We start from the raw sequence: 19,415 nt of genomic DNA, 5'->3' as shown, positions 1-19,415 counted from the left end.
CGTCAGGACAGCGCCCCCGGCGGACGGAGCCGTGCCTCCTCCATGTCCAGCGCCGACTGCACCCGCATGAGCACGAGGTCGTCGACGAGTCGGTCGTCGCGCAACCGCACCACCGCGGCCCGGCGGGCCGCGAGCAGGGCCATCCGGAGGGCGGCCTCGGCGTCGGCCGCGTGACGGTCGGGGTCCGGGTCGTCCGCGGTGCTCCCGGCCTCGTCGGTGCGGGCGAGGACGAACTCCTGCTCGGCGCGGACGCGCTCGACGACGGCGGACGGGGTCCCGAGCCGGGCCGCCTCCGCCGGCAGGGCGTCGAGCGCGGCTTCCGCGGCGCGCCGTTCGGCGAGCCGCTCCTCGTCCCGTGGGCGCGGGTCCTCGGCGTAGCGGGCCGCCCGCAGGACCAGCGGGAGCGTCAGGCCCTGCACGACGAGCGTCACGACGATGACCCCGGCCGTCACGACGACGATGGCCGCTCGGCCGGGGAAGGGAGCGCCGTCCGTCAGGATGGTCGGCACGGCCAGGGCGGCGGCCAACGATACCCCGCCGCGGAAGCCCGCCCAGGCCAGCGGTAGTCGACGCCGCACCCGGCCGGGTGTCGGTGCCCACCGCACGGTGGCCACCGCGGGGACGAGGAACCACAGCAGGCGCGTGCCGAGGACGGTCACGACGACGAGGACCCCGAGGATCGCGGTGGGGACCCGGTCGTCGGGGGCGAGCGCCGTGAGCGCGCCGCGCAGCTGCAGCCCGACGAGGACGAACAGCGCACCGTTGAGCAGGAACGCCGTCAGACTCCAGAACGCCTGGGACTGCAGGCGGGTCCGTGCCCCGATCCACCGCGGGCTCAGCCGGGCATGGGCCAGGCCGTAGACGACGACGGCGACCACTCCTGATCCCCCGAGGAGATCCGCCAGGAGGAACGACGCGAAGGGCATCACGGCTGTGACGGCGTTGCGCAGCACCGGCTCTCCGGCCAGGGTGCGGATCCGGGCGGCCGCGAGGGCGACCAGCCAGCCCACGACCACGCCGCCGACGTAGGAGAGGGCGAAGCTCGCGGTCGCCTCGAGGAGGTCGAACTCCTCGGCACCCGTCGCGACGGCCGCGGCCACCGCGAAGAGGGCCAGCGCGGTCCCGTCGTTGATCAGGCTCTCGGCCCGCAGGGTCGTGAGTTCGCGGGGCGGGAGACGGCCGGCGACGGCCCCGACCGCCGTCGCGTCGGTGGGAGCGACCACGGCCCCGAGGACGAAGGCTGCCGGCCATCCGAGTCCCAGGGCGTGCGCGACCGTGGCGACGGCCCCGGCCGTGACGAGCACCAGGACCACGGCGGAGGAGAGCACCCCGGCGAGCCCGCTGCGGATCTCGCGCAGCGAGGTCGTCCGGGCCTCCCAGAACAGCAGCGCCGGCAGCATGAAGAGCACGACGGCCTCTGGGGCGACCCGGACGTCGGCCAGGCCCGGGAGGAACGACAGGGCGGCGCCGCCGATCAGGAGCAGGACCGGGGGACTGACCCCGATCCGGCGTCCGGCCATGGTGAACGCCACCACGACGGCACCGATCAGGACGGCGAGCTCGAGGCCCGCGACGTCGTACACCGGGCCCTCCGATCGGACTCAGAAGTCCTGGCTCGCCTCGACCGGCCACGTCGACGACGAGCCGGAGAGGCGCCGCAGGTGCAGGTGCCGGGAGAGCCGGATGAGCGGGCGGAGGAGCAGCTCGATGCTCCCCAGCAGGAAGCACCACGTCCCGGCGGTCTCCGTCCCGTCGGAGAAGAACAGCACGCTGCCCACCACGAACCAGAGCGCGACGAGGACGTCGTTGAGGATCGAGAGGACCTCGTAGCGCTTCCGGATCACGAGCTCGTCGTGTCCGATCGTGAGGGTCAGCGGGCCGGAGCTCATGGACGGTCGAGTGCCCGGCTCTCCGGCGGTCCACTCCATGGCCGGCCCATGGGATGCCCTCACGAGCCGTTGGTCGGGGTCCGCCGACGTCGGTTGTGGAGCCGGCCATCCCGGTCTAGCGTCGATCGCACAGGCGATGGGGCTCGCCTTCGAACGCAGGACTCCCTGCTGACGGTCCCTGGTCGGTTTCCACCGAGCAGAGGACCTGTCATGTCCCTGATCCCGCACGAGGAGCGCGAGCTCCTGGCACTGGCCGCCGAACTCCGTCGCACGGATCCGGCCCTGGCGCGCGCACTCGGCGCGATGCCTCTGCGGCCTCGTGCGCGGCGGACCAGGCTCGTCGGGCTGGTGGTCCTGCTCGGGGGGCTGGTGGCAGGACTGGTGCCGCTCGCCGTCGGACTGCGGGCCGGCCTTCCCTGGCTCGCCGGTGTGGGAGCCGTGCTGACCTGCGCGCTGCCGTTCATCACCCTCTATGCGCTGACCCGGTGCTTCCCGCCGCCCGACGGTCGTCCGCACCCGTCCCGGTAGGCGCTCGTGTCGTCGAAGGAGATCGTCATGTCCTCGCCCACCCCCTCCGTCCCCGAAGGACTGCCCGTCCTCGCGCGCGGACGCCACCTCGATCCGCGGGACGGGAGCTGCCTGATGGAGTACGTGTCGGTCCTCGCCGGCGAGCGGTTCTCCGATCGGCCCCGTTGCACGCCACCCTCCCTCCGGTGGTTGGCGCAGCGCGTGAACGACGCCGTCTCCGACCCGGCGCGCACCGAGCTGGTGCTCCGCGCGCCGCTCCTGACGCGCGCGTGCCCGATCGACCCGACGACCGTGGTCCTGGGCGTGGTGGCGCGGGCGGGTCTCGCTGCCGGTCCCGAGGACCGCCGGCTCCTGGCGGCGCGTCGCCTCGGGGAGCGGTCCGTGCTCTCCTGGTACCGACCCGGCGTCCGCACCCGGCTCCTGGGGGCGTTCCTCGAACTCCGGTCCCGGCTCGGGCCGCTCCCGGTCGCGGAGCAGGACCGGAGCCTCCTCGCGGTGCTCGACGAGGTGCTCGACACCGTGCACCCGGTGGGAGCCGTGCTCCTCGCGGCGCGGCCCGGAGCCCGCTGATGGCACCCCGGCTCGACGTCCAGGGCCCGCGTCCCGGCGTCGCCCCCGCCGCCCACCTCGTCCTCGGCTATCGGGACGACGACGCGGGCGGCGCCGCGCTGCAGGTCGGTGCCGACCTCACCGAGCGCCTGACCGCGACCCTCCACGTGGTCCACGTCGTCGACCTCTCGGACTACCCCATCGACCCCGACGACCCGGACTGGGATCGACGGGCGGGCGAGCACCTGGCCGAAGAGCAGCGGCAGGTCGACGCGGCCCTGGCCGGGAGCCGCTGCAGCTGGACCTATCACGCCGCTCACGGCGACCCCGTCGACCTGCTGCGCCGCGTCGCCGACGACCACGACGCGCTGATGTTCGTCGTCGGCACCCGCGGCGAGGGGCTCGGCGGGGTCGTGAGCCGCCTGCTGGGCGTTCCGTCGGTCTCGCACGGGCTCATCGCGCGCAGCCACCGCCCCGTCGTGGTGTGCCACTCCTCCGGGTCCACGCACACCGGGTCGGCATGACGGGCCCCCTCGACGAGAGCTCCGCCGACGTGCACTCGGGGGCGCTCGCCGCGGACGATCTCGTCGTCGGGTTCGACGGCTCGCCGACGTCGGTCGACGCCCTCGCCCTCGCGACACCGCTCGCCCGGCTCTGGAAGGTCGGGCTCCGGGTGGTGACCGTGCACCAGCCCGTGGTGCTGGGAGGTCGCCGGTCGGAGGAGGACCGGGAGCTCGCCGCGGCGCGATGCGCGCGCGACGGCGCATCGCGGCTGGGAGCGGGCGTGCGGCTCTCCTGGGGTGAGCGCCGGGCGGCGGACGTCGTGGCCGGGCTGCACGCGGCCGCGGTGACCAGCGCCGGCCTCGTCGTCGGTCGACCCCGCCATCGCGTCTCCGACCGTGGGTTCCACCGCACGGTCCTCGAGGACGCGCCCGTGCCGGTGGCGCTCGCCCGTCGCCATCTCCTGCCGCATCCCGCGCTCCGGCACGTCGTCCTCGGCCTGACCGGCGAGGGCTCCGACACCATCGACGTGCTCCTGGCCTTCGCCGGCCGCCTGCGCCACCTGCAGGACGTCCTCGTCACGGTGGCGGGCCTCGACGCCGGCGTCGGGTCGGGTTTCCTGGCCGACGCCGTGTTCCAGGTCGGGGGCGCCCTCGGTCGTCGTGCCCGGGGTGCTGTGCTACCCGCCCGGGATGCCGCCCGGCGGTGGGACGGAGACGAGCTGGTGGTGTGCGTCGGGCGACCACGGGGAGCTCACGGTCACCAGGGAGCGGACGCGGTGGAACGGATCCTGTTGGCCGAGGACGGACCGTCCTTGCTGGTGCTCCCGCCGACTGCGGTCTCCTAGGCAGCGGTCACGGGGAATCGTGGCCGGACGCCCGACGACTGCGGGCCGCACGGGCGAGGACGACGGCCCCCGCGAGCTGGACGGCCGCGGACACGGCCACCATGAGCGGCACCGACCTGTCGTAGAGGACGCCGAGCGCCACGCTGCCGGCGAACCATGCCGTCCCGTACGTCGCGGAGTAGTAGCCGGTGATCCGCGACCGGTCGGCGGGCCGGACCATGGCGGCGATCGGCGCCGACATCACCGAGTCCTGGACCCCGAGGCCGATGCCCCACAGCACGACGCCTCCCACCGCCTCCGGTAGGCCGGCAAGGAAGAGCAACGGGGTGGCCCCGATCGCGGGTACGAGTGCGACGACCAGCGCCCGGAGGCCGACGCGGTCGAATGCTCGCCCCACGGCGAGGCCGCAGAGGCCCGACACTCCCATCGCGAGTGCGTAGAGCAGCGGGATCGTCCCGAGCGGTTCGCCCCGTCGCGCGAGGTGGAAGGCCACCAGGGTGAAATCGACGTACCCCAGTCCCGTCAGACACACGGCGACCAGGTAGAGCCGCCGGGCGCGTGGGTCGCCCGGATCCCCGCTCGTCGTCGGGCCGGCCGGCCCGGATGCCTGCCCGGGCGCGGGGAACACGTGTCGGGCCACCAGCAGCACGGCCAGGGCGAGGACCGTGGGGACGAGCAGCCAGGCATAGGCGTCGGTCAGCTCCCCGGGCCGGGCGAGGAGATAGAGCCCGACGGCCAGGGGCCCGATGACGGCGCCCGCCTGGTCGAGTGCCTCCCGCAGGGCGAAGGCCCAGCCCTGGCCGAGCACGTTCCCGGCGAAGGAGATCATCGTGTCGCGGGGCGGATTGCGCAGGCCCTTGCCGACCCGTTCGAGGACGATCAGACCGGCCGCCACCGGCCAGCTCCCGGCCAGCGCGAGAGCGGGAACGGCGAGCAGGTTGACGAGATAGCCGATGACGGTCCAGGTCCAGTAGCGGCCCGACCGCCCGGCGGCCGGGCCGGACCAGAGCCGGACCAGGTAGCCGGCGAGCTCGCCGATGCCCGCCACCGACGCCACCACGGCTCCCGAGGCGCCGAGCTGGGCGAGGAAGGCCCCGTTCACGCCCTTCGCGGCTTCGTGGGTCATGTCTCCGAAGAGGCTGACCAGACCGATGACGACGACGAAGTGCAGGGCGGCCCGGCGGCTCGGTCCGCCCGGCGTCACGGGGCGGTGTCCTCCGCGCTGTGCCGTCGCCAGCCCTGGCCGAACTCCTCGTCGTGGAGGCGACGGAGCCGGTGGGCGTCGTGGTCCAGCTGGTCGGCGGCCGCCTGCATCGCGTGGAAGTCGTGGCCGTGATCGCGCGCGGGGGTCTTCTCCTCGGACCGCTTGCGCACGACGTGCAGCTCCTCGCGAGCGTGCTCCACGAGCTTCTCGAGGGTCTCCGACAGGTCCATCGTGGTCTCCTTTCCTCGACGGCACACGCGGACGCGTGCCGAGACAGGGAAGGAGCCATCAGCCCGGTGGGAGGCGGTTCAGCATCGAGTGCTCGGCGGGATCCATCGCCGCGCACCATGGTAGCCCGGCTCCGTCGGTCCGGTACCGAGGTCCGGTTGAGGGAGACCACACCCCACGTGGGGTGGCCGGGGTACCGAGGTCGAGGGAACGTCGACGTCCAGTCCCCGAGGAGGTCGCACGATGACGAGCACCGGACCCACCACGACGACGGTCGCCGGGGAACCCCAGCCGAGCGACGAGCACTCCCTGACCCAGGGGCCGGGCGGCGGCATCCTGCTCCACGACCGGTTCCTCATCGAGAAGATGGCCCACTTCAACCGCGAGCGGATCCCGGAGCGGGTGGTGCACGCGAAGGGCGCCGGTGCGTTCGGCCGGTTCGAGGTGACCGACGACGTCAGCGCGTTCACCCGGGCCGACTTCCTCCAGCCCGGCCGGGCGTGCGACGTCCTGGTGCGGTTCTCCCACGTCGCCATCGAGACCGGGGGCGGCGACACCTTCCGTGACCTGCGGGGGTTCGCGATCAAGTTCTACACCGACGAGGGCAACTACGACCTCGTCGGGAACAACACCCCAATCTTCTGGATCCGCGATCCGATGAAGTTCCAGGACTTCATCCGCTCGCAGAAGCGCACGCCGGACACCGGGCTGCGTGACAACACCATGCAGTGGGACTTCTGGACGCTCTCGCCCGAGTCCGCCCACCAGGTGGCGTGGCTCTTCGGCGACCGTGGCCTGCCGTACTCCTACCGTCACATGAACGGGTACGGCTCCCACACGTTCCAGTGGATCAACGCCGCGGGGGAGCGCTTCTGGATCAAATACCACCTGCAGACCGACCAGGGTGTGGAGCACCTGAGCCAGGACGATGGCGAGCGCCTGGCGGGAGCCTCGCCCGACTACTACACCCAGGACCTCTCGGGTGCGATCGCCGGGGGCGAGTTCCCGTCCTGGACGGTCTACGTCCAGGTCATGCCGGTCGACGAGGCGGCCGGCTACCGCTTCAACCCGTTCGACCTGACCAAGGTCTGGCCGCACGAGGACTACCCGCTGCGCCGGGTGGGCAGGATGACGCTCGACCGCAACCCCGAGAACTACTTCGCGCAGATCGAGCAGGCCGCCTTCGCGCCGTCGAACCTCGTGCCCGGGATCGACGTCAGCCCCGACAAGATGCTGCTCGGTCGGATGTTCTCCTACGCCGACACCCACCGGTACCGCCTGGGCGTGAACTACACCCAGCTCCCGGTGAACGCGCCGGTCGCACCGGTACACAGTTATGCCAAGGACGGGGCGATGCGGGTGGACTTCCCGGTGCCGCCGCAGCCGACCTACGCACCGAACTCCTTCGGCGGACCGGTCGCGGACCCGACCGTCGTCACCGAGGCCACCGGGCTCGCCGATCCCGGGGACGCGGTCCGTGCCGCGTACGTCGCGCACGCCCAGGACGACGACTACGGACAGGCCCACACCCTCGTCCGTGAGGTGATGAGCGAGGAGGAACGGGACCGCCTCGTCGACAACGTCGTCGGCCACCTGCTCAACGGCGTCGTCGAGCCGGTGCTCTCGCGGGTGTTCGCGTTCATGTCCGCGATCGACGACGAGGTCGGCAAGCGCATCGAGGAGGGCTACCGTCGACAGGCCGACGACGTGGCTCCGACGACGGGGCAGTCGGCGCGTCCGGTCGGCGACGTGGCGACGAAGACCTGACCCGTGCCGCAGGCCGCCCCCCGTCCGCGAGGGTCCGGGTCTACGGTCCGCCGACATGACGCACGATGTGGAGACCGTGGACACCGGATCGCGACGGGTGACCCGACGGGTGATCGTGGAGACGACCCCGCCGGAGATCTTCGCACTGCTCGCCGACCCGCACCGCCACGGCGAGCTGGACGGCTCGGGCACCGTACGCGACGCGGTGTCCGGCCCGTACCGGGTGGCGCTCGGCGACCGCTTCTCGCTGAACATGCGCCAGCTCGGCATCCCGTACCGCATCACGAGCACGGTGGTGGAGTACGAGGAGGACCGGCTGCTCGCCTGGCGCCATCCGGTCGGCCACGTGTGGCGGTGGGAGCTGGAGCCCGACCCGCGGGGGACCGTCGTGACCGAGACGTTCGACTACTCCACGACGCTCGCGGCGCCGATGTTCGAGCTCTCCGGCCGCCCTGCCCGCAACGCCCGGGGGATCGAGGAGACCCTGCGGCATCTGCGGGCGCGTTTCGACGGTCACGGGGCCTGACCGGATCAGTCCTCGTCGTCCCCGTCGGGACTGCGCTCGGTCGCGACGGCGAGGACGTCGCGCAGGACCGGGGAGTGGCGCCGCCCGCTGGGCCAGACCGCCCGGAGCTCGCGACGGATCTGCATCCCGTCGACCTCGATCCGGCGCAGCCGACCGAGGGCGATCTCCCCGGCGACCGCGAGGGAACTGAGGACGGCGGGGCCGACCCCGTCCTCCACGGCGGCCTTGATCGCGGTCATCGACGACAGCTCCACGACCGGCTCGGCGAGGCGTCCGTGGTCGGCCAGCGCCGTGTCCAGCGCATGTCCCGTGCCGGAACCCGGCTCACGGGCGACGAGTCGGAGTCCGAGCAGTTCGTCGATCGTCATCGCCCGCCGCCGCCCGACCCAGGCACTGCTCGGCCCGACGACGAGGACCAGCTCGTCCCGGGCGATCGTGCGCGCCTCGAGCCCGTCGGGGAGCTCCGGGCCCTCGAGGAAGCCGAGGTCGACCTCGCCCTCGAGGACGAGACGGGCGACCTCGGAGGAGTTCACCGCGCGCAGGGAGATCGCGGCATCGGGACGTCGCGCCCGCAGGGCGAGCAGCCAGTGCGGGGCGAGGTACTCCGAGACCGTCAGGCTGGCGCCGAGTCGGATCCGTCCCTCGGTGCGCGTGCGCAAGGCGTCGAGGCCCGCGTCCAGCGAGTTGGCGGCGCCGACGACCTCGCGGGCCCAGTCGGCGACGAGGGCCCCCTCGGTCGTCAACCGGGAGCCCAGGGCGGACCGTTCGATGAGGGGCTGGCCGACGAGGTTCTCCAGGTGCCGGATCCGGGAGCCGGCCGCCGGCTGGGTGATGCCGTGCTCCGCGGCGGCCCGTCCGAGGCTGCCCAACCTGGCCACACTCAGCAGCAGGTCGAGGGCCCGGAGATCGGGCACGCGGGGCGAGAGCGGCATGGCGGCGGACGATAGCGGCTCCCGCGCCCCAAGAGTCGCTGATGGGGTACCCGACCCGGGGCCACGTACCGGGGTGGGCCCCGGGGCGGCATCATCGGCTGCCGATGCGCACCACCGACCCGGGACTCGCCCGTCTCTCCCTGCAGATCGCCGACTGCACGGCATGCCCCCGGCTGGTCGCTGCGCGGGAGGCGGTGGCGGGCCCGGGGTACTGGGCGCGCCCGGTCCCGGGCTTCGGGGATCCGGACGCCCGCATCCATGTCCTCGGCCTGGCCACCGCGCCGCACGGGGGCAACCGACACGGCCGAGCCTTCACCGGCAACCGGTCGGCCGACACCCTCGTCGCGGCGCTGCACCGCGCAGGCCTCGCGAACCAGCCGAGCTCGCGACATGCCCGCGACGGGTTGCACCTGCATCGCGCGTGGATGGCATCCGCGGTGCGCTGCCCCCCGCCCGAGCATCGGCCGACCCGCGCCGAACGCGACGCCTGCCTGGCCTGGCTCACCGCCGAGGTCGCCGCCCTGCGCGAGCTGCGGGTGATCGTGTGCCTGGGCCGGACGGCCTGGGAGGCGGCCTGCGACTGGGCCGGCGCGCATCCGCGGCCCCGCTTCGGTCACGGTGCCGAGCACCGGACGGATGGTGGGCTGCTGCTGCTCGGCTGTTACCACCCGAGCCCGCAGAACACCCACAGTGGCCGACTGACCCCGGCGATGCTCGACGACGTCCTCCTCCGGGCCCGCGACCGGGCCGGGCTCGACCCTCTGGACACCGACCTCGAGGAGTCCGCATGACCGCCGTCGCCCCGACGCCGATCACCACCGAGCCGTACCCGGCCCGCGACAGCAAGCGCGGCTCGTTCGTCGGCCGGATGCTGAAGACGACGGACCCGAAGGACATCGCGATCCTCTACCTGGTCACGTCGTTCGCGGTGTTCCTCATCGGCGGGCTGATGGCCCTGCTGATGCGGGCCGAGCTGGCGCGGCCTGGTCTGCAGATCCTCTCGGTCGAGCAGTACAACCAGCTGTTCACCATGCACGGCACCCTGATGCTGCTGCTGTACGCGACGCCGATCCTCTTCGGCTTCGCGAACTACATCGTGCCGCTGCAGATCGGCGCGCCGGACGTGGCCTTCCCACGGCTGAACGCCTTCTCCTACTGGCTGTTCCTCTTCGGCACGCTGATGGTGCTCTCGGGTTTCGTCACCCCCGGAGGTGCGGCGTCGGCCGGGTGGTTCGCCTACACCCCGCTCTCGGACACGCTCTACACCCCGGGCTACGGCCAGGACCTCTGGATCATGGGACTCGTCGTGTCCGGGCTCGGCACGATCCTCGGCGCCGTCAACTTCGTGACGACGATCGTGTGCATGCGCGCACCGGGCATGACGATGTTCCGGATGCCGATGTTCACCTGGAACATCCTGGTGACCGCGGTGCTGATCCTCATCGCCTTCCCGGTGCTCACCGCGGGACTGTTCGGGCAGCTCGCGGACCGGCAACTGGGGGCGCACATCTTCGATCCGGCCAACGGCGGGGTCATCCTGTGGCAGCACCTGTTCTGGTTCTTCGGGCACCCCGAGGTCTACATCGTCGCGCTCCCCTTCTTCGGGATCGTCACCGAAATCTTCCCGGTCTTCAGTCGCAAGCCGCTCTTCGGCTACAAGACGCTGATCTACGCGACGCTGTCCATCGCCGCGTTGTCGATCGCAGTGTGGGCGCACCACATGTACGCGACCGGCGCCGTCCTGCTGCCGTTCTTCTCCTTCACGACTTTCCTCATCGCCGTGCCGACCGGGATCAAGTTCTTCAACTGGATCGGCACGATGTGGAAGGGGCAGCTGACCTTCGAGACGCCGATGCTGTTCTCGGTCGGCTTCCTGGTGACGTTCCTCTTCGGCGGGCTCACCGGTGTGCTGCTGGCGGCCCCGCCGCTGGACTTCCACGTGTCGGACTCGTACTTCGTGGTGGCGCACTTCCACTACGTGCTGTTCGGCACGATCGTGTTCGCGACCTACGCCGGCATCTACTTCTGGTTCCCGAAGATGACCGGCCGGATGATGAACGAGCGGCTCGGGAAGTTCCATTTCTGGGCGACGTTCGTCGGCTTCCACATGACATTCCTGGTGCAGCACTGGCTGGGCAACGAGGGCATGCCGCGTCGCTACGCGGACTACCTGCCCTCCGACGGCTTCACCACGCTGAACACGATCTCGACGATCGGTTCGTTCATCCTCGGTGCCTCGACGTTGCCGTTCATCTGGAACGTCTTCCACTCCTACCGCTACGGGCGCCCCGTGACCGTGGACGACCCGTGGGGCCACGGCAACTCGCTGGAGTGGGCCACCTCGTGCCCGCCCCCGCGGCACAACTTCACCGAGCTGCCCCGGATCCGTTCCGAGCGCCCGGCGTTCGAGCTGCACTACCCGCACATGTCGGGGCGGATGCGTCTGGAGGCCCACAGCGGAGGGGGCCACGCGACCCCGGGTGAGGAAGCTGCGCTCGCCACCGGAGGCGAGGGTCTCCCCGGGTCCGACCCGCGGAACCGGTGAGGCGACGATGGCCGACCACGAGCTCGCACCGCTCACGGCGTCAGAGACGGCGTCACTGCGGGCGATCGCGCAGGAGCTGACCCGCACGGATCCGCGCCTGCTGGCGGTCCGAGCGGGTGAGGGTGCTCCGCGACCGGGGTCGACGGGTGCGTTCGTGATGGCGGTGTGCGTCGTGATCGGGGTGTCCGGACTCGTGTTCGGTGTCCTCCCCGCTCTCGTCGTCGGTGTGATGCTCGGCCTGACCGGCCTCCTCGCGCTCGTCGGGTTCAGGTGACGCAGCAGGCCCCGGTCACACCGTCGGTCCCGTACACCGCGGAATCCCCGGTGACGGCGTAGACCTCCCACGGTTCCGCGCCGGGACCGGTCACCCAGACCTTGTCCTGGCGGGCGTAGCAGCAGACGACGTCGTCCTCGGTGCGCGTCCCCAGACCCTCGGCGGCCAGCCGCCCGGTCGCGGCGTGGACTTCGTCGGGGCTCCCGACCTCCACGCCGAGGTGGTCCATCGCGGTCGGCCCGCCGGGCTCGCTCTCGAGCAGCACGAGCTTGAGCGGCGGTTCGGCGACGGCGAAGTTCGCGTAGCCCGGGCGGCGCTTGGCCGGGGCCACGCCGAACAGGGCGGAGTAGAAGCGGACGGAGGCCTCGAGGTCGGCCACCCGCAGGGCCAGCTGGACGCGCGACATGCGCCCAGCGTGCGGTTCTGGTTCGACATGCGTCAAGATAGAGGAGTGTCGAAGCAGCAACGGTGTGTCCCGCTCGTCGGGGAGCCGCTCGCGGAGGAGCGGGCGGGGGAGCTCGCCCGGGTGTTCAAGGCGATGGGTGACCCGGTCCGGCTCCGGCTGCTGTCCCTGATCGCGTCGCATGCCGGCGGCGAGGCCTGCGTCTGCGACCTGACCGGCGCGTTCGACCTGGCCGGCCCGACGATCTCGCACCACCTCAAGGTGCTGCGCGAGGCCGGGCTGATCGTCGGCGAACGCCGCGGGACCTGGATCTACTACCGCGCCCGGCCCGAGGTCCTGGCCGACGCCGCCGCCGTCCTCGCGCCGGTCGGGGCCCCGGTGTGAGCGCTGTGGGGACGCCTGCCCGGTCTTCCCCGGCAAGCGCTCTCTCGACTGGCAGCTCGACGACCCTGCCGGCCTGCCCCCGTTACCTTCTTGATCAAGCCCGGTGAGGGCTTGCAGGCCGCCGGCCACGGCATGACTGAGTGCCCCTGTCGCTGATGATCTGGGGGGTGTTGTCACCGTGGTCGGAGGGCGCCAACGACCGCTGATAGAGACCTGACCCGCTCGCGTGGTCTGCTCGTAACGTGGCGGCCGGCGCGGGTGTCCAGGTCGGCCTGCCGCGACGAGCAAGGAGCCGCGGTTGAGCAACTCCGTGTCGGTATCTGAAGTCGACTGCACTGCTTCGCGAAGCCGGCTGCACCGGTCCGCGGCCAGACTCCGGCCCAGCCGCTCCTTCAACCTCCTGACAGGGCGACCGGTTAGGGTGCCTGACAGGTGATGGGGCTCGCCTTCAACCGCAGATTCCTGCTGACGGTCCCTGTTCGGTTCCGACCGTGCAGGAGGCTGTATGTCTACCGCCAGCCCGCTTGACCTCACTGCTCCACCGTCACCCGGCAGGGGACGGTCCGGTGACGCCGGCCCGCTGTCGCGGGGCCGGGCAGGTGTGTTCGATGCCGCCAGCCGATCGACGGCCGGGTTCGGCCGCCCCGGGCGGTGCGCGTGATCGCGGTCAGCGATGTCTTGTGGGCGAGTGTGGCGGCGTTCTTTCTGGCGGTGCTCTCCGCCGTCGCGGGGTTCGGCGGTGGCGTTCTGTTGCTCCCGGTCTTCGCTGGCCTGTTCGGGCTGCGCGTTGCGGTCCCGGTGTTGACCTTGACCCAGATCGTGAGCAACGGGTCGCGCGTGTGGTTCAACCGGAGTGCGCTGCAGTGGGGGCTGATCGGACGGTTCTGTTGCGGCGCGGTGCCCTCGGCCGTAGTCGGTGCGCTGCTGCTGGCTCGGGCTCCCCTGGCAGGTCTGACCCGCGTGTTGGGGGTGTTCCTGCTGCTGGTCGTGCTGTGGCGCCGACTGGGGCCGGCCCCACGCCGTCATGGCGACGCCACGTTCTTTCTGGTCGGCGCGGGATCGGGATTGGGCTCGGCGCTACTCGGCAGTGTGGGACCTCTGACGGCCCCGTTCTTCCTGGGTCGTGGATTGCGCCGGGCGGCGTATGTGGGCACCGAGGCAGCGTGCGCGTTGGCGATGCACCTGACCAAGACCGCGGCCTACGGCGCCGGAGCACTGATCGACGCGCGGGTGGTGTGGCTGGGGGTGGCCCTGACTCCCGCCACCTTGGCCGGAACCTGGTGTGGCAGATGGCTGGTGGAGCGGATCAGCGACCGCGTCTTCGTGGTGCTGGTCGAGGTGGGGCTGATCGTGGCCGGTGTGCTGTTCCTGACCGGTGTGGCGTGAGCCCCGACCCGGGGAGGCTGTCGCTCGGGCTCGTCGCGGGCTACCATCCACTCCAGGCGATGGGGCTCGCCTTCAACCGCAGGTCTTCCTGCTGACGGTCCCTGTTCGGTTCCGACCGTGCAGGAGGCCCCATGCCCATCACCAGATCATGTCCGGTCTGCGCTCACCTCGTCTCCCTGGGCGAACCTCGTCCGGCGACGTCATGGATCTGACTCCCGACCAGGCACGGGTGCTCGACGCGATCGCCCGCCAGCTCACCCGAGATGACCCCGCCCTGGCACGCCGCCTCGCTGCTCCGTCGAGCCCTCCCCGCTCGCGAGCACGGGAACTGATCGTGCTCGCGGTTCTGCTTACGGAGATGTCACTCGGGTTCATCCCGCTGGCCTGCGGTATCGCCGCGATGTCCCCGGCGCTGGTCTACCTCGGGATGGCGACCGCCTTCATCGCCGCGCCGACCGCGATGGGGCTGACCACCGAATGGGCCAGACGTCGATGGGTCAGCTTCGACGACGGCTCGGCTCGGCGATTGTGAGCGCGGTGCTCCGGGCTCGACACGCCCTACGAGGAATCCACCAGAGAAGACCGAAGGAGAACGACGATGACGGATGAGCACGGTCCGACCGGCCGCGACACGCAGCCCGGCGGGGGTAGCGCGGGGGCCGGTGACGCCGCCGGCGTCGAGCCGGTCGACCTGACGGGTCCGCGACTGGACCAGGTCAGCCCAAGCTCGAGCGCGGAGCCCGGCGCGCACCTGGTTCTGGGCTACCGGCAGGGCGAGCTCGGCGCGGCCGTCTTGCGCACCGGCGCGGACATCGCTGGTCGTCTCGACGCGACCCTGCACGTCGTGCACGTGGTGGACCTGTCGGACTACCCGATCGATCCCGACGCCTGGGACTGGGAACAACAGGCCGAACGCACCCTCGCCGCCGAGAAGCGAGCCGTCGAGGCCGCGCTCGCCGCGCAGCCGACGCCGTGGACCTACCACGCGGCCCACGGCAACCCCGTCGCGCTGCTCCGCCAGGTCGCCGACGAGTACGACGCGTTGATGATCGTCGTCGGCACGCGCGGCGAAGGCGGCGGAAGCATCCTCAGCCGCCTCACCGGCGAACCCTCGGTGTCCCATGGCCTGATGGCTCGGACCCACCGCCCCGTGCTCGTCGTCCCACCCCGTGCCGCGTCCCCGCGCCCCGATCCGTCCACCGCCGACGCCGGTTCCTCCCGGTGAACGACAGCCGGCGACGCTCGGCGGACCGACAGACCTTCCCCACCCACACCACACGAGGTGACGGCATGACTCCCGAGGCGCACCCGACGCCCACTGACACCGACCCCGCGACCACCGGACCGGGAGTCGGAGGAACCCCGCGCGCCACCGACGACACCCACAGCGAGGACGTGATCGCTGGCCGCCGTCCGGGCGAGGCGATGCTGCGCGGGCAGGGCGCGATTACCGTGGCGGTGTCGATCGGAGGGGCGCTCGGGGCGCTGGCCCGATGGGTCCTGCAGGTGCTGTTCCCGCCGGCACCGGGCGGCTTCCCCGCGGCCACCTTCGCGATCAACGTGGTCGGGTGCCTGCTGATGGGGGTCCTGGTCGTGCTGGTGACCGAAGCCCGCGAATCCCACCCACTGCTACGGCCGTTCCTCGGCGTGGGCGTGCTCGGCGGGTTCACCACCTTCTCCAGCTTCACCGTCGAGGCCCACCAACTGCTCGCCGGCCGGCACCTCGCCGTCGCGGGGCTCTACCTGGCCCTGACCATCGCCGCAGCCCTGGTCGCCGTCGTCACCGGACTGGGCCTCACCCGTCGCGCTGCCGGACTCCACCGCACGGCGGCTGCAGCGTGACCGCCTCCGCCGGCCTCCTCGTCGTCCTCGGAGCCGCTCTCGGTGCTCCCGCCCGCTACCTCACCGACCGCTGGCTGCAGTCCACCCACGGCACCGGCTTCCCCTGGGGCACCTTCACCGTCAACATCGTCGCCTCGTTCGTCCTCGGCCTCGTCGCCGGCGCCAGCGTGTCCCCGGTGATCAGCGCCCTGATCGGCACCGGCTTCTGCGGCACCCTGAGCACTTGGTCGACCCTCGGGTACGAGACCGTCCGCCTCGCCGAGGAACGCGCCTGGACACCGGCCCTGTTCAACATCGTCGCCTCCGTCCTCGCCGGGCTCGGGGCCGCCGGGCTGGGCTTCGCGCTGGCATAGAACCGCCACCAGCTCCCGCGCACCCCTCGTCACCGGAGACGTGACGACGTAGGCTCCACGACAAGGTGATGGGGCTCACCTCCAACCGCAGGCTCGCCTGCTGACGGTCCCTGTTCGGTTCCGACCGATCAGGAGACCGCTATGCGCGACGCAAGGCAGAACGCCGACGACACCGACCGGCAGACACCCCCGAACTTCCTCGCGATCCTGTCGCTGGCATTCACGATCGTCTGCAGCCCGATCGCCGTCCTGCTCGGCGCCATCGCCCTGCGGCAGATCGCCCGAACCGGTCAACGTGGCCGGGAGCTGGCTCGCCTGGCCGTCATCTCGGGCACTGCGCTCACGGTGGCCACCCTCGTGATCTATCTCGGCATCGAAATGACCACACATGGAGGATGACCAGCGATGTCCCCCGCAGACCTCGCCGACTCAAGGTCGACCGGCACCGATCCTTTCCGGCGGCCCTCATCGGGCTGCCGTGGGCGCGGCAGCAGCAGACGTGAACCTCGTCCTCGACGGGAGTGTCCGACTAACGGTGTAACTGGTCCTCTGGCTCCGGGCGTGTCCCGGGGGAAGGACCAGTCATGAGCGACACGATCGAGCCTGTGACGGCTCGGATCGATCAGCAGCAGCTCGCCAAGGAGTTGGTGGCCGCGGCCCGCGCCGAGGGCGTCGAGCTCGTCGGCCCGGACGGGCTGCTGGCCGGGTTGACCAAGACGGTGCTCGAGACCGCCCTCGAAGCGGAGATGACCGAGCACCTGGGCTATGAGGCCCACGACGCGGCGGGCCGCGACGGCGGGAACTCTCGCAACGGCACCCGCACCAAGACCGTGCTCACCGAGATCGGGCCGGTCGAGATCGAGGTCCCCCGCGACCGGGATGCCAGCTTCGAGCCGGTGATCGTCAAGAAGCGGCAACGTCGCCTGGACGGGATCGACGAGATCGTGTTGTCGCTGACCGCCCGCGGGTTGACCACCGGTGAGGTCGCCGCCCACTTCGAGGAGGTCTACGGGGCGAAGGTCTCCAAGGACACCATCTCGAGGATCACCGACAAGGTCCTCGAGGAGATGACCGAGTGGCAGAACCGACCCCTCGACTCCGTCTATCCGGTGCTGTTCGTCGATGCGATCCACCTCAAGGTCCGCGACGGTCAGGTGACCAACCGGCCCTTCTACGTGGTCATCGGGGTCACCGTCGACGGGCGCCGCGACATCCTCGGGATCTGGGCCGGTGAGGGCGGTGAAGGCGCGAAGTACTGGCTGCACGTGCTGACCGAGATCAAGAATCGTGGTGTCGTCGACGTATGCATCGCGGTCTGCGACGACCTGCCCGGGCTGCCGGCGGCGATCAACACGGTGTGGCCGCCCACCCTGGTGCAGGCCTGCGTGCTGCACCTGATCCGCAACACCTTCCGCTACGCCTCGCGGCGCTACTGGGAGCAGATGGCCAAGGATCTGCGGCCGGTCTACACCGCCCCGACCGAGGCCGCCGCCGCGGAACGGTTCGCCGAGTTCATTGAGAAGTGGGGCGCGCTCTATCCGGCGATCGTCACGCTCTGGCGCAGCGCCTGGTCGGAGTTCGTGCCGTTCCTCGACTACGACGTGGAGATCCGCAAGGTCATCTGCAGCACCAACGCGATCGAGAGCCTCAACGCCCGCTACCGGCGGGCGGTGAAGGCGCGCGGGCACTTTCCCACCGAGCAGGCCGCGCTGAAGTGCCTCTACCTCGTCACGAGATCCCTCGACCCGACCGGGAAGGGACGGGCACGGTGGGCGATCCGCTGGAAGCCAGCGTTGAACGCCTTCGCGATCTCGTTCCCCGGCCGTATCGTCCCGTCAAGCACCTACTGACCCATCAACGCCAGTTACACCGGAAGTCGGACAGTCCCTCCTCGACTCAGGAGTCAGCTCAGCCAGTGGGTGGGGTTGGTGGCGTCGAAGGTGCGGGCGGCGTCGATGTAGGGGTCCATGGAGGCGCGGGAGCGCCAGCGGCCGTGGCGTTGGACGTCGCGTTCGGGGACGCCGGCGGCGATGGCTTCGGTGGCGAACCCGCGGCGGAGGCTGTGTCCGCCCCACAGCTGCGCGTCCTCGAGCCCGGCTGCGGCTGCACGCCGTTTGATGGTCTCGGCGATGGAGTTGCGGTGCAGTCCGCCGGCACGGGGACGGCGCCCGTACCGGTCGATGCCGCGCCAGGCGGGGCCCTCGAGGATGCCGTGGGAGCCGAGCAGGTTGCGCCAGCGGATCCAGGCGGCACCGGCGTCGAGCAGCGTCGACTCCTCGCTCCCCTCCCCCATCGCTGTGTCGGGGGCGGCGATGCCGAGGGTGGTGCCGTGGCCGGTCTGGTCGGTCTTGGAGCGGGCGATGAACACCGAGAGTCCTTGCTCGGAGGCGTGCAGGTCGGCCATCTGCAGGCGGGCGAGGTCGTCGGAGCGCAGCGCGGCCTTCCACCCGACCAGCAGCAGGGCATGGTCACGGGCGTCAGCCAGGGACTCCTCGGGCCGTAGCGCTCGGAGGAGCTCGAGGAGCGGGTCGCGGCGAGCGGCGGCGCGGCGCCGGGGTGGGGCGACGGCGGGGTGGCGGCCGATCCCGGCCAGGGTGCGCCGCACCGCCTCCGAGCGGGTCGGGTTCTCCAGCTGAGCGGTCTGGTGGACCACCGAGATCGCGGCGAGGTAGCCCCGCAGGGTGCCGGGCCGCATCCCCTCGCACTCCCGGACCTGGCCGGCCACCACCGTTGAAGAAGAGTCAGCGGGTGTCGCCGGGCGCCAGCGCGGGGCCAGGTCGGCCAGGAACCGCGCGACGGTCAGCGGGTCCGCCGGCAGCGCCCGCTCCCCCACCTCCCGACACCACGTCTCGAAGCGGGCCCACTGCCGCTCGTAGGCCGCCCACGTCTTATCCGCCCGCGCCCCGCGCGCCCAGGACTCCGCTCGAGCGATCAGGTCTTCGCGGGGTGCAGGCAGCAGCTCCGCGGGCCCGGGGACAAGCTGGCCGGGAGAGTCCCGCGCTGCCTTGAGGGCGAACTCTGGGGTCACGCGGACCAGCTTCTCCCCGACTTCGACTCGTGTTAGGGAGGCGCGCCGCACCAACTGGGCAGATGAGGTACTTATGCACTGTTGGGAGCCTGAGGCGACAGGTGTCAACGGCGCCTGAATCTGGACCCTCTGGCGACGGCCGAAAACGGACCCCTCTGCGGTTGTTGATCTAGCTAGTCGTCGGTCTTGCCGGCGGCGGGGACGCGGCCGAGGTCGCGGTCCTTGAGGC

24 protein-coding genes, 1 pseudogene and 4 riboswitches are annotated in these 19,415 nt (G+C 71.6%); of the genes and pseudogenes, 18 read left to right on the top strand and 7 right to left on the bottom strand.

What is annotated here, in order from left to right; genetic code table 11:
• Positions 1-2: 2 nt before the first annotated feature.
• Positions 3-1,583, bottom strand: coding sequence for a Na+/H+ antiporter (locus LN037_RS28495; protein WP_230759851.1), 1,581 nt, complete (start codon positions 1,581-1,583; stop codon positions 3-5).
• Positions 1,584-1,601: 18 nt separating this feature from the next.
• Positions 1,602-1,889 carry a YrhK family protein gene (locus LN037_RS28490; protein WP_230759849.1) on the bottom strand — a complete coding sequence of 96 codons (288 nt, stop codon included), beginning with the start codon at positions 1,887-1,889 and terminating at the stop codon, positions 1,602-1,604.
• A 210-nt stretch (positions 1,890-2,099) separates the two neighbouring features.
• Between LN037_RS28490 and LN037_RS28485 the strand changes: the two genes are divergently transcribed.
• Genes LN037_RS28485 through LN037_RS28470 form a run of 4 tightly spaced genes read left to right on the top strand, consistent with a single transcriptional unit; the run spans position 2,100 to position 4,314 of the window.
• Entirely contained in the window at positions 2,100-2,417 is a 318-nt protein-coding gene (locus tag LN037_RS28485) for a DUF3040 domain-containing protein (protein ID WP_230759848.1), read from the top strand.
• A 27-nt stretch (positions 2,418-2,444) separates the two neighbouring features.
• Entirely contained in the window at positions 2,445-2,987 is a 543-nt protein-coding gene (locus LN037_RS28480; RefSeq protein WP_230759846.1) for a hypothetical protein, read from the top strand.
• Positions 2,987-3,490, top strand: a complete 504-nt coding sequence (locus LN037_RS28475; protein ID WP_230759844.1) for a universal stress protein — start codon at positions 2,987-2,989, stop codon at positions 3,488-3,490. The genes LN037_RS28480 and LN037_RS28475 overlap by 1 nt, the downstream gene beginning before the upstream one ends.
• Positions 3,487-4,314 (top strand): putative universal stress family protein, encoded by an 828-nt coding sequence (locus LN037_RS28470; protein ID WP_230759842.1) that lies wholly within the window; start codon positions 3,487-3,489, stop codon positions 4,312-4,314. Before LN037_RS28475 ends, LN037_RS28470 begins: the two co-directional genes overlap by 4 nt.
• A 7-nt stretch (positions 4,315-4,321) precedes the next feature.
• Here LN037_RS28470 and LN037_RS28465 read toward each other — a convergent pair whose 3' ends face one another.
• Entirely contained in the window at positions 4,322-5,518 is a 1,197-nt protein-coding gene (locus LN037_RS28465; protein ID WP_230759840.1) for an MFS transporter, read from the bottom strand.
• The gene (locus tag LN037_RS28460; protein WP_230759838.1) at positions 5,515-5,748 is read right to left on the bottom strand and encodes a hypothetical protein; all 234 of its coding nucleotides are present in this window, start codon (positions 5,746-5,748) and stop codon (positions 5,515-5,517) included. Before LN037_RS28460 ends, LN037_RS28465 begins: the two co-directional genes overlap by 4 nt.
• Positions 5,749-5,790: 42 nt before the next feature.
• Positions 5,791-5,867: riboswitch (Fluoride riboswitch) on the bottom strand.
• 122 nt (positions 5,868-5,989) lie between these two features.
• On the opposite strand from LN037_RS28460, the gene LN037_RS28455 reads away from it, so the two are divergent.
• Positions 5,990-7,513: a catalase gene (locus LN037_RS28455; RefSeq protein ID WP_230759836.1), complete on the top strand. Its 1,524-nt coding sequence runs from the start codon at positions 5,990-5,992 to the stop codon at positions 7,511-7,513.
• A gap of 55 nt (positions 7,514-7,568) precedes the next feature.
• Positions 7,569-8,039, top strand: a complete 471-nt coding sequence (locus tag LN037_RS28450; RefSeq protein ID WP_230759834.1) for an SRPBCC family protein — start codon at positions 7,569-7,571, stop codon at positions 8,037-8,039.
• 5 nt (positions 8,040-8,044) lie between these two features.
• On the opposite strand, the gene LN037_RS28445 is transcribed toward LN037_RS28450, so the two are convergent.
• On the bottom strand, positions 8,045-8,971 hold the full coding sequence (locus LN037_RS28445; RefSeq protein ID WP_230759832.1) for a LysR family transcriptional regulator: 927 nt from the start codon (positions 8,969-8,971) through the stop codon (positions 8,045-8,047).
• Positions 8,972-9,075: 104 nt separating this feature from the next.
• Between LN037_RS28445 and LN037_RS28440 the strand changes: the two genes are divergently transcribed.
• Genes LN037_RS28440 through LN037_RS28430 form a run of 3 tightly spaced genes read left to right on the top strand, consistent with a single transcriptional unit; the run spans position 9,076 to position 11,790 of the window.
• The gene (locus LN037_RS28440) at positions 9,076-9,762 is read left to right on the top strand and encodes a uracil-DNA glycosylase (RefSeq protein ID WP_230759830.1); all 687 of its coding nucleotides are present in this window, start codon (positions 9,076-9,078) and stop codon (positions 9,760-9,762) included.
• Positions 9,759-11,516: an aa3-type cytochrome oxidase subunit I gene (ctaD, locus tag LN037_RS28435; RefSeq protein ID WP_230759828.1), complete on the top strand. Its 1,758-nt coding sequence runs from the start codon at positions 9,759-9,761 to the stop codon at positions 11,514-11,516. The genes LN037_RS28440 and ctaD overlap by 4 nt, the downstream gene beginning before the upstream one ends.
• A gap of 7 nt (positions 11,517-11,523) precedes the next feature.
• Entirely contained in the window at positions 11,524-11,790 is a 267-nt protein-coding gene (locus LN037_RS28430; protein WP_230759826.1) for a DUF3040 domain-containing protein, read from the top strand.
• Here LN037_RS28430 and LN037_RS28425 read toward each other — a convergent pair.
• The gene (locus LN037_RS28425) at positions 11,783-12,196 is read right to left on the bottom strand and encodes an ArsI/CadI family heavy metal resistance metalloenzyme (RefSeq protein WP_230759824.1); all 414 of its coding nucleotides are present in this window, start codon (positions 12,194-12,196) and stop codon (positions 11,783-11,785) included. The two genes, LN037_RS28430 and LN037_RS28425, sit on opposite strands and share 8 nt — an antisense overlap.
• Before the next feature lie 45 nt (positions 12,197-12,241).
• On the opposite strand from LN037_RS28425, the gene LN037_RS28420 reads away from it, so the two are divergent.
• From LN037_RS28420 to LN037_RS28380, 9 genes and pseudogenes are all read left to right on the top strand, one after another.
• Positions 12,242-12,577 carry an ArsR/SmtB family transcription factor gene (locus LN037_RS28420; RefSeq protein ID WP_230759822.1) on the top strand — a complete coding sequence of 112 codons (336 nt, stop codon included), beginning with the start codon at positions 12,242-12,244 and terminating at the stop codon, positions 12,575-12,577.
• Between the two features lie 4 nt (positions 12,578-12,581).
• Positions 12,582-12,653: pseudogene (locus tag LN037_RS28415) on the top strand (arsenate reductase ArsC); the annotation flags it as partial.
• A 346-nt stretch (positions 12,654-12,999) separates the two neighbouring features.
• Positions 13,000-13,062: riboswitch (Fluoride riboswitch) on the top strand.
• Positions 13,063-13,234: 172 nt separating this feature from the next.
• Entirely contained in the window at positions 13,235-13,963 is a 729-nt protein-coding gene (locus LN037_RS28410; RefSeq protein WP_230759820.1) for a sulfite exporter TauE/SafE family protein, read from the top strand.
• 46 nt (positions 13,964-14,009) lie between these two features.
• Positions 14,010-14,074: riboswitch (Fluoride riboswitch) on the top strand.
• Between the two features lie 37 nt (positions 14,075-14,111).
• The gene (locus LN037_RS28405) at positions 14,112-14,495 is read left to right on the top strand and encodes a DUF3040 domain-containing protein (protein ID WP_308286207.1); all 384 of its coding nucleotides are present in this window, start codon (positions 14,112-14,114) and stop codon (positions 14,493-14,495) included.
• Positions 14,496-14,561: 66 nt separating this feature from the next.
• Entirely contained in the window at positions 14,562-15,188 is a 627-nt protein-coding gene (locus tag LN037_RS28400) for a universal stress protein (RefSeq protein ID WP_230759817.1), read from the top strand.
• 65 nt (positions 15,189-15,253) lie between these two features.
• Positions 15,254-15,805 carry a fluoride efflux transporter CrcB gene (crcB, locus tag LN037_RS28395; RefSeq protein ID WP_230759815.1) on the top strand — a complete coding sequence of 184 codons (552 nt, stop codon included), beginning with the start codon at positions 15,254-15,256 and terminating at the stop codon, positions 15,803-15,805.
• Entirely contained in the window at positions 15,802-16,158 is a 357-nt protein-coding gene (locus LN037_RS28390) for a fluoride efflux transporter FluC (RefSeq protein ID WP_230759813.1), read from the top strand. The genes crcB and LN037_RS28390 overlap by 4 nt, the downstream gene beginning before the upstream one ends.
• 55 nt (positions 16,159-16,213) lie before the next feature.
• Positions 16,214-16,278: riboswitch (Fluoride riboswitch) on the top strand.
• Between the two features lie 21 nt (positions 16,279-16,299).
• Positions 16,300-16,557, top strand: coding sequence for a DUF4190 domain-containing protein (locus LN037_RS28385; protein WP_230759811.1), 258 nt, complete (start codon positions 16,300-16,302; stop codon positions 16,555-16,557).
• A 185-nt stretch (positions 16,558-16,742) separates the two neighbouring features.
• Positions 16,743-18,008: an IS256 family transposase gene (locus LN037_RS28380; protein ID WP_230759809.1), complete on the top strand. Its 1,266-nt coding sequence runs from the start codon at positions 16,743-16,745 to the stop codon at positions 18,006-18,008.
• Between the two features lie 53 nt (positions 18,009-18,061).
• Here the strand turns inward: LN037_RS28380 and LN037_RS28375 are convergent, their stop codons facing one another.
• Positions 18,062-19,186 carry a tyrosine-type recombinase/integrase gene (locus LN037_RS28375; RefSeq protein WP_230759807.1) on the bottom strand — a complete coding sequence of 375 codons (1,125 nt, stop codon included), beginning with the start codon at positions 19,184-19,186 and terminating at the stop codon, positions 18,062-18,064.
• Positions 19,187-19,415 lie beyond the last annotated feature (229 nt).

This window comes from Actinomycetospora soli (assembly GCF_021026295.1).
Taxonomy (GTDB): Bacteria; Actinomycetota; Actinomycetes; order Mycobacteriales; family Pseudonocardiaceae; genus Actinomycetospora; species Actinomycetospora soli.
Note: the sequence above shows the minus strand (reverse complement) of the source record. Positions and strands in the feature narration are given on the sequence as shown.

Excerpts from the sequence above, each read along its gene's own strand:
- LN037_RS28425 (WP_230759824.1), bottom strand. The coding sequence starts at position 12,196 with ATGTCGCGCGTCCAGCTGGCCCTGCGGGTGGCCGACCTCGAGGCCTCC.
- ctaD (WP_230759828.1), top strand. The coding sequence starts at position 9,759 with ATGACCGCCGTCGCCCCGACGCCGATCACCACCGAGCCGTACCCGGCC.
- LN037_RS28470 (WP_230759842.1), top strand. The coding sequence starts at position 3,487 with ATGACGGGCCCCCTCGACGAGAGCTCCGCCGACGTGCACTCGGGGGCG.
- LN037_RS28400 (WP_230759817.1), top strand. The coding sequence starts at position 14,562 with ATGACGGATGAGCACGGTCCGACCGGCCGCGACACGCAGCCCGGCGGG.
- LN037_RS28440 (WP_230759830.1), top strand. The coding sequence starts at position 9,076 with ATGCGCACCACCGACCCGGGACTCGCCCGTCTCTCCCTGCAGATCGCC.
- LN037_RS28460 (WP_230759838.1), bottom strand. The coding sequence starts at position 5,748 with ATGGACCTGTCGGAGACCCTCGAGAAGCTCGTGGAGCACGCTCGCGAG.
- LN037_RS28380 (WP_230759809.1), top strand. The coding sequence starts at position 16,743 with ATGAGCGACACGATCGAGCCTGTGACGGCTCGGATCGATCAGCAGCAG.
- crcB (WP_230759815.1), top strand. The coding sequence starts at position 15,254 with ATGACTCCCGAGGCGCACCCGACGCCCACTGACACCGACCCCGCGACC.
- LN037_RS28405 (WP_308286207.1), top strand. The coding sequence starts at position 14,112 with ATGTCCGGTCTGCGCTCACCTCGTCTCCCTGGGCGAACCTCGTCCGGC.
- LN037_RS28480 (WP_230759846.1), top strand. The coding sequence starts at position 2,445 with ATGTCCTCGCCCACCCCCTCCGTCCCCGAAGGACTGCCCGTCCTCGCG.
- LN037_RS28490 (WP_230759849.1), bottom strand. The coding sequence starts at position 1,889 with ATGAGCTCCGGCCCGCTGACCCTCACGATCGGACACGACGAGCTCGTG.
- LN037_RS28445 (WP_230759832.1), bottom strand. The coding sequence starts at position 8,971 with ATGCCGCTCTCGCCCCGCGTGCCCGATCTCCGGGCCCTCGACCTGCTG.
- LN037_RS28450 (WP_230759834.1), top strand. The coding sequence starts at position 7,569 with ATGACGCACGATGTGGAGACCGTGGACACCGGATCGCGACGGGTGACC.
- LN037_RS28385 (WP_230759811.1), top strand. The coding sequence starts at position 16,300 with ATGCGCGACGCAAGGCAGAACGCCGACGACACCGACCGGCAGACACCC.
- LN037_RS28475 (WP_230759844.1), top strand. The coding sequence starts at position 2,987 with ATGGCACCCCGGCTCGACGTCCAGGGCCCGCGTCCCGGCGTCGCCCCC.
- LN037_RS28485 (WP_230759848.1), top strand. The coding sequence starts at position 2,100 with ATGTCCCTGATCCCGCACGAGGAGCGCGAGCTCCTGGCACTGGCCGCC.
- LN037_RS28430 (WP_230759826.1), top strand. The coding sequence starts at position 11,524 with ATGGCCGACCACGAGCTCGCACCGCTCACGGCGTCAGAGACGGCGTCA.
- LN037_RS28455 (WP_230759836.1), top strand. The coding sequence starts at position 5,990 with ATGACGAGCACCGGACCCACCACGACGACGGTCGCCGGGGAACCCCAG.